Origin of the sequence: Bacillus sp. FSL M7-1345, assembly GCF_038006985.1 — a bacterium.
GTDB classification, from domain to species: domain Bacteria; phylum Bacillota; class Bacilli; order Bacillales; family Bacillaceae_G; genus Bacillus_A; species Bacillus_A cereus_U.
In genome coordinates this window covers 2804061-2819872 of record NZ_JBBOWG010000001.1, presented here as the reverse complement: position 1 = coordinate 2819872, position 15812 = coordinate 2804061, and the positions used below count along the sequence as shown (strand labels likewise).

The window sequence follows — 15812 nt, the reverse complement described above, 5'->3', positions numbered from 1 at the left end:
ACCGCTCGAAGTAAATCGGGCGGTATTTTGCGTAATTACGGTAGCATTTGTTTTTGATCTTTCGGATAACCAACTGTCGATGTGTTAGAACGATTTGAGTGATTACGGACAGCGATGAAAAGGGAAATGATAACGACGAGACCAACTGCAACGTAAGAAAGTGTAATAATAGTTGGATCAACTTTAAATGATGTAAGTAATGTACGTATATTCGTAAAGATAATAAGTCCACCAACGAGTACGCCAAGTAAATGCGAAGGAACGATGCGTACTAACCATGCTGCGATTGGTGCGGCAACAATACCACCGAGCATTAGGGCAAATACCCAAACCCAGCTTATTTGTTCCCAACCAAGTGAGATGAAAAAGCCGATTGTTGCAGCGAGTGAAACAGGAAATTCGCTCGTATCTACAGATCCAATAACTTTTCTAGCATCATTTCCTTTTGCAAGAAGAACAGGTGTCGTAATAGGTCCCCAGCCACCACCGCCAGTTGAATCAACGAATCCAGCGAACAGACCGAGCGGTACAAGTTGTTTAGCAGACATACGCTTATTCGAAGTGACAATTTGTTTTTGAATGATGAATCGTAATAAAATATAAACCCCTAAAGTAAATAAAAATAAGGAAATATACGGTTTAATTACATCGCCAGGTAAATTACTTAAAAAACATGCCCCAACAAATGCACCAATTGCTCCAGGTAATGTAAGTCTGGAAACTGTATATTTATCAACGTTTCCAAATCGGATGTGAGATGCACCAGAAGCCGCAGTTGTAACGACTTCAGCTAAATGAACCGATGCAGATGCAACAGCCGGTGCGATACCAAACATTAATAATAAAGAGGAAGACGTTACCCCGTACGCCATTCCAAGTGCTCCATCAATCAATTGAGCGAAAAATCCGATAATAGCAAAGATAATTAATTTCTGCATAAATAATCCCCCTGTAATAATAAATAAAAAGGCACTTTTCCCGTATGAGAAAAGTGCCTTTGGTTTTTCCAATCAGCAATATTTAAATTTGTTTTATTATAATACATATTAATCATATAAATCAACTAGGTTTTAAATTTTTTTGAATTGAATGAAATAAAAAGAAAATATACAATAAAAGGATGGAGAGAAAGGGGAGAAAGAAAATGTTAACATTTGATCATCTCGTTCACGCAGTTCATTGTACGCCTGAGGAGGCGACAAAACAAATGCAGGCACTAGGTTTTCATACTGCGTTAGGCGGTGAGCATACAAACTGGGGGACTTGGAATAGTTTATGTTACTTTGATTTATCATATATAGAATTTTTAGCAGTTAAGCATGAAGAAAAAGCGAAAGAAGCAGAAAATCCATTAGTACAGGAAACGGTTGTTAAATTGCAAAATGGAGAAGGGATGCTACAAATCGCAATTCGAACAGATGAAATTGAAGAACTAGCAGTTAAGCTTAACAAGCACGGCTTACATACGATAGGACCATTTGAAGGAAAACGTATGAGGAAAGATGGCCGTCTTTTAGAATGGAAAATGTTATTTGTAAAGCAAGAAGAGAACGGACCGAAATTACCTTTCTTTATACAATGGAATGAAACGGACGAAGAAAGAAGAAACGATTTACGTAACATAGGAACAATCACTGAACATAAAAACAAAGTACAACAAATTGAAACGATTCATTACGCAGTGAAAAATGTTCGAGAAACAGTGCGGAAATGGGAAGAAGTAATGGAGCTAACTGCAAGCTCAGTCATGAAAAATGAAGAATGGAATGCGGAGTGTCAAAGTGTATTGTTTGGTGGTATTAGTGTGCAGTTTTGTGAACCAGTAGGGGGAGGTCTAGTGCTAGAACATTTGAATAAGAATGGTGAAAATCCATTTGCAGTGGAATTTAAAGGGAAAAATAAACGAGAGTATGAAGTGTTAGGTAGTATGTACGTATATTAATAGAGGTGAGTTTTGTGGAAGAAATGTTAAGAGAGATAGAGAGAAAACTAGGGTGGCCTCGAATTGTAAAATGTACAGTTATTTCAAAAGGGTTTTCACATGAAGAGAAATATAAAGTGGAATTAGAAAACAGAGTAACGTATTTTATAAAAGTATGTGATGCTGTTAACTTTGAACGAAAACAAGAAGAATATACGTATATGAAACAATTAGAATCATTACATATTCCAACGCCGAAGTTAATTCATTTCATAAAACTTGAGGAATTAAATAAATGTGTTCAAGTATTTGAATGGACCCGAGGTGTAAATGGTGAAGAGGGCTTAAGTAAGCTATCGGCGGAAGAACAGTATAATGCAGGAAGAAAAGCAGGAGAAGTACTAAAGAGGATTCACTCAATTGAAAGAGAAAGTGCAAGTAATAAATGGGAAACAATTAGATGGAATAAGTACGAAAGATATATAGAAGCATTAGCAGATTATGAGGTGAACTTTCTGGATTTGAAGCCCGTATTAACCTTTGTAAAAAATCATAAAGATTTATTGAAAAATCGTCCAATCACCTTTTTACACGATGACTTCCATCCAGCAAATAGTATGATTCATAATAATGAATTTATCGTTATCGATTTTGGTGGATATGATTTTGGCGATCCAATACACGATTTTTATAATGTAGCGATTTTTACTACAAGAATAAGCAAACCATTTGCGGTTGGACAAGTTCACGGTTATTGCGGAGGTGATCCGTCGCTCTATTTTTGGAAACTGTACTCATTGTATGCAGCGATGACATTCCCGGCGGATATTGTGTGGACGAACCGAAGCACACCGCATTTAGTAGATGATATGAAGGAGAGATTAAACCGAATTTTAGAAGACCATAATCATTTTTTATCCTATATTCCGAAATGGTATCAATCATATCATATGGATATAATAAACAATAAATAACGGAGGGGTTCATTTGGATAAAATAGCGATAATTTCAGATATTCATGGTAATATTCCGGCTTTAGAATCAGTACTGCAAGATATTAAATTAAGAGGAATCGAACGCATTATTTGTCTTGGAGATTTAGTAGGAAAAGGTCCTCATTCTAGCGAAGTGATTGAAATCATTCGTAAAGAATGTGAAGGAGTTGTAATGGGGAACTGGGATGATTTCATTACAAAGCCAACTGAATTTGAAGCGTTAAAATGGCATCAAAAACAACTGTCAGAAGAACAAAATGAATATTTAAGGAGTTTACCATTTTCCATCGAGTTTTATATGAGCGGGAAACTCATTCGTATGTTCCACGCTTCACCGAGAAGTTTGTATGAAAGAATTCAACCACACGCTTCAAGAGAAGAGCGTGTTAGTATGTTCGAAAATAGCGATTTGACGGAAAATATAGAAGGGGAAAGAAAACCAGATGTCGTTTGCTACGGTGACGTTCACCAAGCGTATGTTCAAAATTTTAGAGGGAAAACGTTATGTAATGCTGGTAGCGTAGGAAACCCTCTTGAGATTACACAAGCATCCTATTTAATCTTTGAAGGAACTTACAATGAAAAGGAAGCAGCGAGCTTTTCCATTCAACTCGTACGTGTACCGTATGATATTGAATTAGCAATTCGATTAGCAGAAGAGCTCGATATGCCAGAAATTGAGGAATACAAGCAAGAGTTACGGACTGCTTTATATCGAGGGTTTAAAGGGAAATAAGGAATATGTATATCAATAAAAATATACCGACAAGTAGCGACATTTTTATTTATCATAATTTTGTTATGTAAACAAAAATGAGGAGGTCATATCGTGCATCGCCAAAAACGAATGAAAGAAATTGCTAATCATATTTTAACGTTAAACTTAACTCATCCAATAAGAGTTGGAGTGAGTGGTATTACAGCCTCAGGAAAGACAACATTTGCAAATGAACTAGCGGAGGAATTGAAACAGTGCGGAGTACCAGTAACACGTGCAAGCATTGATGATTTTCATAACCCGAGAGCAATTCGCTATACACAAGGTAAAGAATCAGCAAGAGGGTATTACGAAGATGCACACGATTATACAGCTTTCAAAGAAAGATTATTAAAGCCTTTAGGACCTAGCGGGAATTTACAGTATGAAACGATTTCTCATAACTTAATAACGGATGTCTCTGTACATAATGAGCCGCTAGTGACCTTGTCAAATATGGTGCTAATAGTAGATGGAACATTTCTATTGAAAAAAGACATTGAGCATCTATTTGATTATAAAATTTTTGTAGATACTGATTTCGAGATTGCGAGAAAACGTGGTGCAAAGCGAGAAACCGAAGCGTTTGGAAGTTATGAAGAAGCCGAGAAAATATTTTTGAACAGGTATCATGAAGCTTGTAAGATGTATATAGATGAGCATAATCCGAAAGAGTGTGCGGATGTTGTATTTCAGAATAATAATTTTGATGAACCGGTAGTTGTATTTAAAGGAATATAAAATCGTTTATATAGCAGAATAATAAGGTAGAAAAGGTGTAGCTATCTATGGTTTAAACTCTACCAAATATAGATGTAATAAAAGTTATTGCAGTTTTGAATGAGTTAAAATAATGAATTGAAATAATTTGTCTCTATAAATATGGAATTTCAACATAAAAAATAGTGTTATAATTTGTGAAAGGAGATGTTTTGGATGGATAAAAAAAATAATCCAAATGATTGGCCTTTATGGGCGAATGAGTCAGTAGAGATAGTTAATGCAAATCCTGATTGGCAAGATAAAGGAAGATGTGAAGAACAGCAACTTTATGAACTGCTTACTCCTCTCGGTATAAGTAAGGTAATACATATAGGAAGTACATCCATACCTGGTTTACCTGCAAAACCTATAATTGATCTAATGGCTGAAACAGACTCATTTGATAGAGTAATAGATATTGCAGCTGAATTGACTATATATGATTGGCATTATGTAAGCCCTGAATTAGATGAAAGACCTTGGAGAAGGTTCTTTGTGAAGGTTAAGAATAATAGGCGTGTAGCTCATCTGCATTTGATGGTTAAAGGAAATGAGCGATGGGAGCAACAACTTTTATTTCGTAAACGTTTACAAGAAAATCCACAATTAGTTTATGAGTATTCAATTCTTAAGCAAGAGTTAGCTAAAAGATTTAACCAAGATAGAGAAGCGCACACAAAAGCTAAAACAGAATTTATTAAACAAGTTCTAAAATGATTCAAATTTTGATTGTAACTACGTTTGAATACAAATGAAAAAACATAATTTATTTTATAACCTAAACTTACATGAAATGCATGTAAACAAAATGAGAAGCTTTGGTGTTCCAATGTATTTCCTTTTATTTCTCGAGAGAAATTTTATATAATTGAATCAATTTCATAGAAGGATAGGTACTTAGTGAAAACGATTTTAGAAATCTACTTAATTTTATGAAATGAATTGCAGGGAGATAAGGTAAAAGGGGAAATATAAAAAAATCTTTAAAAGGGGACAGGAAATATAATGACAGAAGTACAAGAACTAAAAGAAGAACTACAACAAATTAAAAATAATAATTATGCTGTACCAGAAGATGTAGATGCATATCCATATGCACAGTGGATGCTAGATTATATCGGATCACCTGATGCTGAATTACGTGATGAATTAATTTATAGTACACTTCACACATGGATTACAAATGATGTGTTTAGACAAAAAGAATTACGAGGATTAATGTTACAAGCAATTAGTCCTGATTATTTATTTTATAAAATTGGTGAAAAGGGAACAGACTCTGTTTTTAAACGTGCGTTCTCCGTATTAATTCCACCACTTATATTATCTGTTCATGAAAGAGAACCATTGCTATCTGAAGAACAACTGTACAGTGTAGCAGAACAAGTGCTGGAATATGTCTATTTAGAAGAAGATGTAAGGGGTTACGTAGAAGGAAAAGGTTGGGCACACTCAACTGCACATGCGGCTGATGCACTAGATGCTTTAGCACGTACAATACGAAATCGTGAGTTTTCATATGCAATCCTTGCTGCCGTTCGTCAGAAGGTTCGTATGAATGACTACGTATACATACACTTTGAGGATGAGAGATTAGTAACGCCAATTATGTCGTTACGGAACCAAAATCTTTTAACTGAAGAAGAATGGAGCAACTGGCTACATAGTATAGCAATTGTTGAAGACATTCCGCATCCCCAGCATGATATTTTAGTACAAAATATTAGAGCTTTCTTAAGAAGTTTATATTTCAGAGTTTTAGAGACAGAGGGTAGTACGGCCTTTACAGATGATATATTGGAGACTTTGAAAAAATTACGTAGATATTAAAAAATGTCTTCGAATTAGAGCGTGGGGTTCATCACCCGATTCCATCATAAATGAGTATTTTAGCAAAGAATAAGATTTAGAAAACGATCATTGCTGTGGCTTCCCTACAAAAATGATCGTTTTTTAGTTGAATTGGAATTTTAGACTCAACTATGTAAAAAATTATATGTAATAACTAGTTTATTACATATGTAGTTGCGGATTTTCTTCATATAAAGTATTAACATATTGTTTTAAATTCTTGATGAATAATAGAATCTCTTGACTAGGCATTCTAGCATGTTGAAGATGAAATATGTTTCCTTTTCCGATTTCTAATTCATTTGAAGTCAAAGTAATAGGGATATTCCTAAAGACATGCCATGGAAAATACAAGTGTACAAAAGTTTCTCTAAAATATATACCTGATTGACAAATTAATACTCCATCGGATCCTTTACTCAAATTACCAAGGACAGATGTATCTAAAAAAGCAATGATTTCTTCTTCTTTTGAAACAATGTATCGTGCCCCAATTTCCTTTGATTTTTTGTGTGAAATATGAGTGTCTACAAATAATCCATTATCAGGTTCTAATAATTCATCGTACGTCTCAAACAAAGAACAGATTGATTTTATCTCATCAACTTTTATAACTGGATGTATATCATTTTGCTTTGAATTTTGGAATGAATTTGTAAGAGTTATAAGTAATTCTTTAAATAACAGCGGAGGATAATCACTTCCGTTAATATTAAAGCTTTTTTGTGCATTAAAAGATAAAAAGCTATCTTTATCAATTTCAATTTGTTGCACTTTATTTAATTGATCCCATTTTATATTTCCTTTACCTAACAGCCAATTTTTCCAGTATAGACCTGAACTTGTAAAGTAAACGCCATATTTTCCTGATCCAAACAAATTACAACTTAAAAAAGCGATAATTTGGTCATCTGTTGGTATAGAAAAACGTGTATTTGCAATTGATAAGAAATCTTTAGGTATTCTAGTAACATAAAATCTAGACTGCTGATAGTCTAAACAAATATCAGTTAAACGATTAATATCTATATTCAACATAATCATTCTCCATTTCATATTTTTTTTCGATATAAATAAATTATAATATTATCAGGAAAATATTAACACTTTAATTAAGCTTAAATTGAGAGATACTCTATAGGATTCTAAAATGAATTTGTATTAGATTGAAAAAATTATGATTCGGGTTATCTCTTTGAGGGAGTGTATTTTTGTGAACTTGATGGAAGAAGTACATAAAACCACTACCTTCCAAACATACTAATAAAATGTTTTGGAGGTGAGTTTATTGGATAAAAAAGACTTTCAAAAAGTTTATAATGATTACTTACATCAAGGAGAAGAGCAGGCTCAATTGGAAGTAGCCCAGGAAGTCGATTCAGGGGCAGAACAAATAGTTGCAGTTCGTAAAAATGATGATGGGGATTTAATTGCTTTTAAAACAAGTAGCGGGAGAGAGTTAGATTATATTACTGCTCTTAGTGAAGCAAAATCAGGAAAGTTAGCTCATGTGGATGTATTTCATAAGTATGGCAGGGATATTATACGTAGTGAACCTGATGGTATGAAAGAAAATAACTTAGATAATTTACCTTCTTTTTAAACGGGTAAACCTCAAGAAGAGAATGTTCATTTGGATATTCTCTTCTTTTCTTTGCTAAGTTTTCCCTACAAATAGAATGTTCATTTCTAGAGTGAGATCTCTTTTTTAAACAGCTCTCTAAATTTCTCTCTATCTTCTGCTGTAAATGGTTTTGGCCCCTTTGTACGCTTGCCGTTTTTTCGAACCATTGCACTTAAATAACGTGTTTGTAATAGTTGGTCAATGTTTTCATTCGTATACTTATAGCCTTTATGGTGTAGAACGATACAGCCTTTTGCTAAAGCGAGCGAAGCAAGACCGTAATCTTGCGTAACGATTAAATCTTCTTTTTTTGCTAACTGCATAATCCGGTAATCCGCAGCATCTGCTCCGGAATCAACATAAATTGTTTCCACACCTTTTGGCTGCTGGGCATTAGAATAATGAGAAAAGCTAGTAACGAGCGTAACAGGGATTTCGGCATTCGTAGCTTCAAAAATAATCACATCTTTTACAGGACAAGCATCTGCATCAACGTAAATTTTCATTGTAATCACTCCTATAAATAGGTTCGTGTTGATAATAATGGTAGATTTATCTTTTGTCAAACGAGATCTCTTTACCTCATGTTATTTTTCACAAACCAAAATAGCCTCACGCAAACGAGAAATACCTTCCTCAATTTGATCAATATTTACTTTTCCATAAGACAAACGTATATAACCATCTTTCGCGCCGAAAATACTACCTGGCATAAAGGCGATTTCTTGTTTTAAGCTTTGCATAATGAGTTGTTTTTCGTTTATCGGTTCGTTTAATTTCCCCCATATGTATATACCACCGGTCGGATTGGAAAAAGAGATTTTATCGTGAAGTTGTTCGTTTAGGGCACGGACGATAATGTCTCTTTTTTCTGCTAGTTGTTTTCGTAAAGGAACTATATGAGACTGAAATGGTACAGTTTCGAAAAATTGCTGCATAAGCCACTGCGGGAATATACTCATTCCTAATTCCATTTGGTGACGCGCGTCTGATAATCGCTCGACTACAGACTGCGGGGCGACAAGCCAACCAACTCGTAACCCTGGCGCAATCATTTTTGATAAAGAATGTACATAAATGACAGTTCCATTTTCATCAATTGATTTCAAAGTAGGGCAAGGTTGTTTATTTTCTAGCGTAAGTAAACTAGACGGATCATCTTCAACGATTGCAATTCGTAAGTCCGCACAAAGTGATAGCAGTTTTTTTCTCCGATTTGGATGCAGCATCGTTCCAGTAGGATTTTGGAAATTTGGATTTAAAAAGATCATTTTAATACGATGCTTTCTATATAACTCTTGCACATCGTCTGGATTAATACCGTGTTCATCGACAGGCAAAGGGAAAATACGAATACCTGCTGATTGGAATAGCGGTAATGAATAGCAGTGAGAAGGACTTTCGAAAGCGACTGCATCACCTGGATTTAATAAACATTGTACAATAAGGTGAAGTGCTTGCTGCGCGCCAGATGTAATCATAATCGACTGTTCGGTCGCTTCAATTTTTAAATAATCCTTCATATATTTTACCACCGCTTGTCTTAGCGGGAGATACCCCTGGGGATGATCGTAACTTAATGATTGTGTTAACGGTTGTTCTCGTAAAATCATTTGTAGTTGATCGTGAGGATAGAGGTTACAACCGAGCTCTCCGTTTGCGAAATCTATAATGTTTTCATTTTGCTGTACTTCTGCCCGAATATGGCGAAGTAACGGTAAATTTGGTAAGAAAGTCCCGCCTTCTACGAAACCTCTCCAGTTCGGCGTTAATGTTGGAGAAACACCCCACATATGTGTACTCACACGTGTACCTTTACCAGTCGTACTTTCTACAATTCCCATAGCACGTAGCTCATTATAAGCAGTCGTTACCGTACTTCGGTTTACATTTAACTGCGTAGCTAATTTCCGTTCTGAAGGGAGGAAGCTACCTGGGGGAAGCTCTCCATATGTAATGCGTCTTTCAATAAAGTCAACAACTTGCTGATAAATTGGGATTTTGCTGTCGTTATCTAGCTTCCATTCCATAAAAACGCCTCCGCATCTCTTAACTACATCAAGTATAACAAATTGGCTGGGTAAAAAAACAGCCAATTGGACGGTGTTATATCCAGCCAATTTTACTATGCTAAATAGGGAAGGGGAGATTCGGATGAAACGATGGCAAATGGAATGGCTCCTAGTATCAGTAGCGTTAGTATGGGGAGCAAATTATACAATTGGAAAGTATGGCGTGGCATTTATGTCATCCATTCAATTTAATAGTTTACGATTTTTAGTAGCATCACCGGTATTATTACTTATTACATTTTTAATGGAACGCTCATTACGTATTGAAAGAAAAGATTGGTTACGACTATTAGCAGTCGGTATCGTTGGTACGACAATGTATCAAACGATGTTTATGCTATCTGTGAAATATACTTCAGCAACGAACGCCTCATTATTAATTGCGATGTCACCTATATTTACAGGGATATTAGCAGTATTGCACAAACAAGAACGTTTTTCGATGAAAGTACAAATTGGTTCAATAGTAGCCTTTGTTGGCGCAGCATTCGTTTTATTAACAGGGCATTCAGGAGGAGCAACTTATGAGTATGCGTGGCTCGGAAATGTAATTGGATTAGTCGCAGCAGTTGCGTGGGGATGGTATCCAATTTTAGCGCAACCTCTTATTACAAAATACTCCGCAATGAGAGTCACATCATGGTCTACTTTAATTGGAATTGTACCACTCGTTGTATATTGTTTATTCAACATAAATACATTAACGTGGCCAGTAGATATGCCAAGCTGGGGTTCTCTAGCATATTCAATCGTCTTTGCGACAATTTTCGGACTTGCAATGTGGTATGTCGGTATTAGTAAAATCGGCTCAACGAAAGTAATGGTTTATATGTATCTCGTACCATTGTTCGCAGTTATCTTTGCGGCTGTAACAATTGGAGAGCAAATCAACATGATGCAATTAGTTGGCGGGTTTATTATCTTCATCGGATTATATGTTGTAAAAAAAGGCGGAGTGAAGAAGCCAGCTTTCAATTTAAAAAAAGCAAGTTAATAGTGAGAAGGATCTCTTTCAAGTAGAAGGAGATCCTTTTTGTTTATGCGATAAAAGCGCTTGTTCAACAGCCCATTTTTGATGATCGTGAAGTAAATGTTCTATAGCAAGCGATGGAGACATCCACCTTAAAATATGATCCTCCTCACAATTTTCGGTTTGCTTATGTACCATGTTCGCAATGTAAAAGAACCCATCGTTTAAATAATATGTATCTTCCTTTTCCACATAAAAATATCGCGCTGCATTACCGATATACTGTTCGATTTCAATTGTCCATCCTAATTCCTCGAGTAATTCACGATGCAAACATTCTTCTTTTGTTTCATTACCTTCCATACCGCCACCTGGTAAAAAATAACGTTCTCCTTTTTGAATGATAGCTATGTTTGAAGTAGTTGGATCAAAAATAACCGCATAACAGCTCGGCCATAATACATACTGAACAGTAGTTATTTTAGAACCAAATGTGAGTTTCGAAATCATAAAACACGACCTTTCTCTATAAAATACATAAAAGGGATAATAAGGTAAATGTTGAATTATATTAAGATAATCATAGTTGATTGGAGTGATAACAAAATGATAAATCGAAAATGTTCAAGGTGTAAAGAAATAACAGGGACAATACATGGTGGTAAAAAAATGAATGAAGAATTTTTATGCGAAGATTGTCTGCAAAAAGGAATTGCGAGCGGGGAAATCGAATTATCACAAGTGGAGAAAGAACAAACTTCGTATCTTTCTATAAAGATATTAAAAATAATGAGTGTTATTTATTTAATAGGGTCTATTTTAATGGCCTTTTCTGCTGGCTCGCTTATACATGATCCAGGGTTTGGTGAGGTATCATTTTCAGGGTCAGGTACAGGTGTAGTTGGTATTATCATACTAGGGTCTATATTCCAATCTATTCTTGTATTTTGCGGAATATGGGTATTCATTCTTTTAGTAGAAACGGTCATTAAAATCTATGAAAAAATGAAGTGAGTGAGAGGGAGAATACATGCGAGTAAGAAACATTCAAGGGGAAGATTATGTAAAGATTCATTCTGTTTTAAATGATTGGTGGGGCGGAAGAAATATGGCTGACATGTTGCCGAAGTTGTTTTTTGTCCACTTTCAAGAAACAAGTTTTATCATTGAAGAAGAGGGAGAAATGTTAGGTTTCTTATGTGGATTTTTTTCACAAACGCATAAAGATGAAGCATACGTTCACTTTATTGGTGTAAATCCGAAGTTTAGAAGAAAAGGAATTGCATCAACGTTATATTCTTATTTCTTCGATGTCGCTCGTGCAAATAACCGTAAAGTTGTAAAAGCAATCACGTCACCAGTTAATAAAAAATCGATACAATTTCATCAAGAAATTGGCTTTGAAATTGAAGCTGGGGATGATGAAATAGAAGGTGTATCCGTACATACAAATTATGATGGGAACGGCGGGAGTAGAGTTTTATTTTTAAAACATGTGTAAAGTAGGCTAACGTGAAGTTAGCCTTTTTGTTGTGAGGAGGAAAGAACATGGAGAGTTCTCAAAGTAGAAATGAGTATTTACGACGTATTTATAAAGTGCAAGACTATATAGAATCAAATATAAATGATTCGCTTTCCATTGAAGATTTAGCGAATGTTGCAGGCTTTTCAAAATTTCATTTTCATAGAATTTTTAAAGGGATGATGGAAGAGCCGTTATCTCGGTATGTGAATCGTTTGAAATTAGAGAGGGCAACACATTTACTTACATATCGTATGGATATGACGGTTACAGATATTGCTTATCATTATGGTTTTACGGATTCAGCAGTTTTCTCCCGGACATTTAAAAGTCAGTACGGAGTAAGTCCGTCTCACTATAGAAATCACAATAGCAAGAATTGCAAAGACGTTAGCGAAGGTTCTCAATACAATGAGTGTAAGAAGGTTCGAGGAGAGGTCGAAATTGTAACAGCGGACAAAGTAAACGTCGCATACATAAGACACGTAGGTACATATAAGGATTTAGCTATAGATTTTCCAAAAATGATAGGAAAGCTATTTCATTACGCAGCGGAGCAAAACTATCATGTATTTGAGGATACGAAGATATTAACAATTTATCATGATCATCATGAGTTTACTGAGGACTATCATTTAAGAACAAGTCTATGCATAACAATTCCAAATGGAGTAGAAGAAGGAAATAGTGAAGTGGGACTAATGACAATACCATCAGGGAAATATGCAGTAGGCCACTTTGAAATATTCCAAGATGAATACAAAGGAGCATGGAACTTTTTATATGGTGAATGGCTCCCGAATAGCGGATATAAACCGAGAGATTCGTATCCTTTTGAAGTATATAGAAATGATCCAAGGCAGCACCCGGAAAATAAACATATAGTCGATATATATGTACCTATCGAACCTTTTTAATCATAGATTAAGGGGGAAGAGCAATGAAAACGGCTGAACAGTTAGATTGTGTTGTAAAAGAAGAATATAAAAATATTAATGGTATGTTAGTAATGCAAAAAGGTAATGTTACTTTTGAAAATTATTATAATGGTTACGGTCTAGATGATACATTTCATGTGGCATCGGTCACAAAAACGATTATTTCTGCGTTAATTGGGATGTGTATAGATAAAGGATATATCAAAAGTGTTAATCAAAAAGTAATAGAGTTTTTTCCTGAATATAATCTTAAGGAATCTGAAGTAACAGTTCGGCATCTACTTACAATGACAGCTCCATATCCTTATGTGGACTGGCAGGAACCGTTAGAAGAATTATGCACACAAAAGGATTGGGTGCAGTATACACTTAATAGAATTGGGAACGGCGGGCAAGTTGGAACTTTTAAATATTCATCTGCAGGAGCTCATTTACTATCAGCAATTATTACGAGTGTAACAGGGAAAAGTGCTCGTGAATTTGCGAACGACCATCTATTTCAGCCTATCGGTATGAGAGAAATTCCAAACTACAATATGAAAGCATTTGGATTCCATGACTTATTCGGAAAAGATGTGAAAGGATGGGTACACGATCCAAACGGTATTTCGGCAGGCGGATGGGGACTTACATTAACAGCTAGAGATATGGCTAAGTTTGGACGATTGTATTTGAATAAAGGTATTTATGGTGGAAAGCAAATTCTTTCAAAATCATGGGTAAAAGAATCGACAATAATGAACGAAAATCTATATGGGTACTTATGGTGGTTACGAGAAGAAGATGGTATCTTTTCATATTGTGCCATGGGCGATGGCGGGAATGTGATTTGTTGTATACCGGAGAAGGAATTGGTGGTGGCGATTGCATCAGAAATTGTACATGAAGCGAAGGATATATGGGAATTAATTAAGCGATGCCTATAGTTAACTTTAAAAATCCTCCTACACTGCAGGAGGATTTTTTCTTTTACTAAAGTTTATTTGAAAATTAAAATTTAAAAAATCCTTTTTTGTTTATTTTGTATATTTGCTACTAATTCTAGCCTACTAGTTTAGCTGTTAATGCAAATATAATTATATTTGTATAATAAAAACATTTCATGTATAAGTATAATATGTTAATATCATAGCTGGAATGGAGAAAGGTATGTGCATTTTCCGCATGAATAAATAGGGTGTTTTGTTGTAAGAAGGGAAAAGGAAGGTATTTAGGTATGTATGGTATTTTTATGTTTTTATTAGTATTAGGAATGATAATCAGTGGGTTATTCATTGTTAGATTTCATAAGAGAATGGACTGGCAAAAAAGAATGAAAGCAATTGTAGCATGTCTCGGATGTTTTTCAGTTGCATTCATTTGTATTGTATTTGTTCCGAAAAAGGACACTTTTACGGTAAATGAATCGAAAGTAAGTGAGAAAACGACAAGTGAAGAGGATTCAAAAAAAGAAGAAGTAACTTCGTCGGATGAAGTAAAGAAAGATAAAGAGCCTATATATAAAGAGTATAGTACAGAAGAAATAAAATCTTTGTTTATTACTGGTATGAGTACTAAGGAATTTGATGATAAAAAAGAAGAGAGTAAAATAAAAGTACGAAATTATAATAACTATAATCCAGCTGGATTATACACATTTGATACTAAAGAGGGACAAATTGTAGCAGTAGTATTAAATGCAAAGGAAGTAATTAAAGTTGAAACATTAAATAATCAAGAATTATTAGGGAATTTCATTAAAGATGAAGAAAATAGGATGAACGAAGAAAAAAGAATTGCAAATGAAGAAGCGAATAAGCAATTAAAGGAATTATATGAAAGTAAAAAGAATAAAATGGAAGGTTCTGGAGACTCAGTCACAAATAAAATGCAACTAAATTCAGGATTAGTATTCTTTGATTTTAATAATACGGGTTCAAGAAACTTTATTGTACATCTAAAAGATAGTAGTGGTAATACGATAGAATTGCTAGTAAACACTATCGGAAATTATTCAGGAAAAGTATCTACTGCTATTCCGGTAAGTGGAGAATATTATTTAGAAGTAAAATCAAGTAGCAACTGGAATGCTACTGTAACACAAGAAACACCACCTGTATCTGAAAAGGTTCCAGGTACGATTAATGGTCATGGTGATGACGTAGTTTTCATCGATGTTCCAAGTGGAAACCACATTGTTAAATTAAAACATACAGGTTCAAGGAATTTTATTATTAAAGTGAACGATCAGAATTTGTTAGTAAATAAAATTGGTACGTATGAAGGGTCATCTTCTCAAGTTTTCAAGAATTCAGGGATGTATAGCTTTGCGGTAAAAGCAGATGGTGATTGGAGCATTACAATAGAGTAGTATAATTTATTTATATCTCTTTTAATAAAATGAAAAGTTAATATAAAAAG

At 34.7% G+C, this 15812-nt stretch carries 18 protein-coding genes; 13 read left to right on the top strand and 5 right to left on the bottom strand.

What is annotated here, in order from left to right; all coding sequences use genetic code 11:
- Positions 1–35: 35 nt before the first annotated feature.
- Positions 36–938 (bottom strand): sulfite exporter TauE/SafE family protein, encoded by a 903-nt coding sequence (locus MHB76_RS14665; protein WP_078174743.1) that lies wholly within the window; start codon positions 936–938, stop codon positions 36–38.
- 206 nt (positions 939–1144) lie between these two features.
- Here MHB76_RS14665 and MHB76_RS14660 point away from each other — a divergent pair, with 206 nt between their 5' ends.
- The 6 genes from MHB76_RS14660 (at position 1145) to MHB76_RS14635 (ending at position 6265) form a co-directional block, all read left to right on the top strand.
- Positions 1145–1942 (top strand): VOC family protein, encoded by a 798-nt coding sequence (locus MHB76_RS14660; protein ID WP_078174742.1) that lies wholly within the window; start codon positions 1145–1147, stop codon positions 1940–1942.
- A gap of 14 nt (positions 1943–1956) precedes the next feature.
- Positions 1957–2895 (top strand): aminoglycoside phosphotransferase family protein, encoded by a 939-nt coding sequence (locus MHB76_RS14655; protein ID WP_078174741.1) that lies wholly within the window; start codon positions 1957–1959, stop codon positions 2893–2895.
- A 13-nt stretch (positions 2896–2908) separates the two neighbouring features.
- A complete protein-coding gene (locus tag MHB76_RS14650; protein WP_078174740.1) occupies positions 2909–3652 on the top strand; it encodes a metallophosphoesterase family protein in 744 nt (247 codons plus the stop codon).
- A gap of 93 nt (positions 3653–3745) precedes the next feature.
- A complete protein-coding gene (locus MHB76_RS14645) occupies positions 3746–4414 on the top strand; it encodes an AAA family ATPase (protein ID WP_340986946.1) in 669 nt (222 codons plus the stop codon).
- Positions 4415–4609: 195 nt separating this feature from the next.
- Positions 4610–5152 carry a GrpB family protein gene (locus MHB76_RS14640; protein ID WP_340986944.1) on the top strand — a complete coding sequence of 181 codons (543 nt, stop codon included), beginning with the start codon at positions 4610–4612 and terminating at the stop codon, positions 5150–5152.
- A gap of 288 nt (positions 5153–5440) precedes the next feature.
- A complete protein-coding gene (locus MHB76_RS14635) occupies positions 5441–6265 on the top strand; it encodes a DUF2785 domain-containing protein (protein ID WP_340986942.1) in 825 nt (274 codons plus the stop codon).
- A gap of 183 nt (positions 6266–6448) precedes the next feature.
- Here the strand turns inward: MHB76_RS14635 and MHB76_RS14630 are convergent, their stop codons facing one another.
- Positions 6449–7324 carry a hypothetical protein gene (locus MHB76_RS14630; protein WP_078174736.1) on the bottom strand — a complete coding sequence of 292 codons (876 nt, stop codon included), beginning with the start codon at positions 7322–7324 and terminating at the stop codon, positions 6449–6451.
- A gap of 250 nt (positions 7325–7574) precedes the next feature.
- Here MHB76_RS14630 and MHB76_RS14625 point away from each other — a divergent pair, with 250 nt between their 5' ends.
- The gene (locus MHB76_RS14625; RefSeq protein WP_078174735.1) at positions 7575–7889 is read left to right on the top strand and encodes a DUF3892 domain-containing protein; all 315 of its coding nucleotides are present in this window, start codon (positions 7575–7577) and stop codon (positions 7887–7889) included.
- 86 nt (positions 7890–7975) lie between these two features.
- On the opposite strand, the gene MHB76_RS14620 is transcribed toward MHB76_RS14625, so the two are convergent.
- Positions 7976–8416, bottom strand: coding sequence for a YaiI/YqxD family protein (locus tag MHB76_RS14620; RefSeq protein ID WP_340986939.1), 441 nt, complete (start codon positions 8414–8416; stop codon positions 7976–7978).
- Positions 8417–8497: 81 nt separating this feature from the next.
- Positions 8498–9940 (bottom strand): MocR-like pyridoxine biosynthesis transcription factor PdxR, encoded by a 1443-nt coding sequence (gene pdxR / locus MHB76_RS14615; protein WP_078174733.1) that lies wholly within the window; start codon positions 9938–9940, stop codon positions 8498–8500.
- Between the two features lie 124 nt (positions 9941–10064).
- On the opposite strand from pdxR, the gene MHB76_RS14610 reads away from it, so the two are divergent.
- A complete protein-coding gene (locus MHB76_RS14610) occupies positions 10065–10976 on the top strand; it encodes an EamA family transporter (protein WP_199709718.1) in 912 nt (303 codons plus the stop codon).
- Positions 10977–10994: 18 nt separating this feature from the next.
- On the opposite strand, the gene MHB76_RS14605 is transcribed toward MHB76_RS14610, so the two are convergent.
- Complete coding sequence (locus MHB76_RS14605; protein WP_078174731.1) at positions 10995–11462, bottom strand: NUDIX hydrolase; 468 nt, start codon at positions 11460–11462, stop codon at positions 10995–10997.
- Between the two features lie 96 nt (positions 11463–11558).
- Here MHB76_RS14605 and MHB76_RS14600 point away from each other — a divergent pair, with 96 nt between their 5' ends.
- From MHB76_RS14600 to MHB76_RS14580, 5 genes are all read left to right on the top strand, one after another.
- A complete protein-coding gene (locus MHB76_RS14600) occupies positions 11559–11966 on the top strand; it encodes a DUF3980 domain-containing protein (protein ID WP_078174782.1) in 408 nt (135 codons plus the stop codon).
- Positions 11967–11982: 16 nt separating this feature from the next.
- A complete protein-coding gene (locus tag MHB76_RS14595; RefSeq protein WP_002161291.1) occupies positions 11983–12453 on the top strand; it encodes a GNAT family N-acetyltransferase in 471 nt (156 codons plus the stop codon).
- 47 nt (positions 12454–12500) lie between these two features.
- Positions 12501–13391 (top strand): AraC family transcriptional regulator, encoded by an 891-nt coding sequence (locus MHB76_RS14590; protein WP_002161292.1) that lies wholly within the window; start codon positions 12501–12503, stop codon positions 13389–13391.
- 23 nt (positions 13392–13414) lie between these two features.
- Positions 13415–14338: a serine hydrolase domain-containing protein gene (locus MHB76_RS14585; RefSeq protein ID WP_078174730.1), complete on the top strand. Its 924-nt coding sequence runs from the start codon at positions 13415–13417 to the stop codon at positions 14336–14338.
- Positions 14339–14628: 290 nt separating this feature from the next.
- Positions 14629–15762, top strand: coding sequence for a tripartite tricarboxylate transporter TctB family protein (locus MHB76_RS14580; protein ID WP_199709719.1), 1134 nt, complete (start codon positions 14629–14631; stop codon positions 15760–15762).
- Positions 15763–15812: the final 50 nt, after the last annotated feature.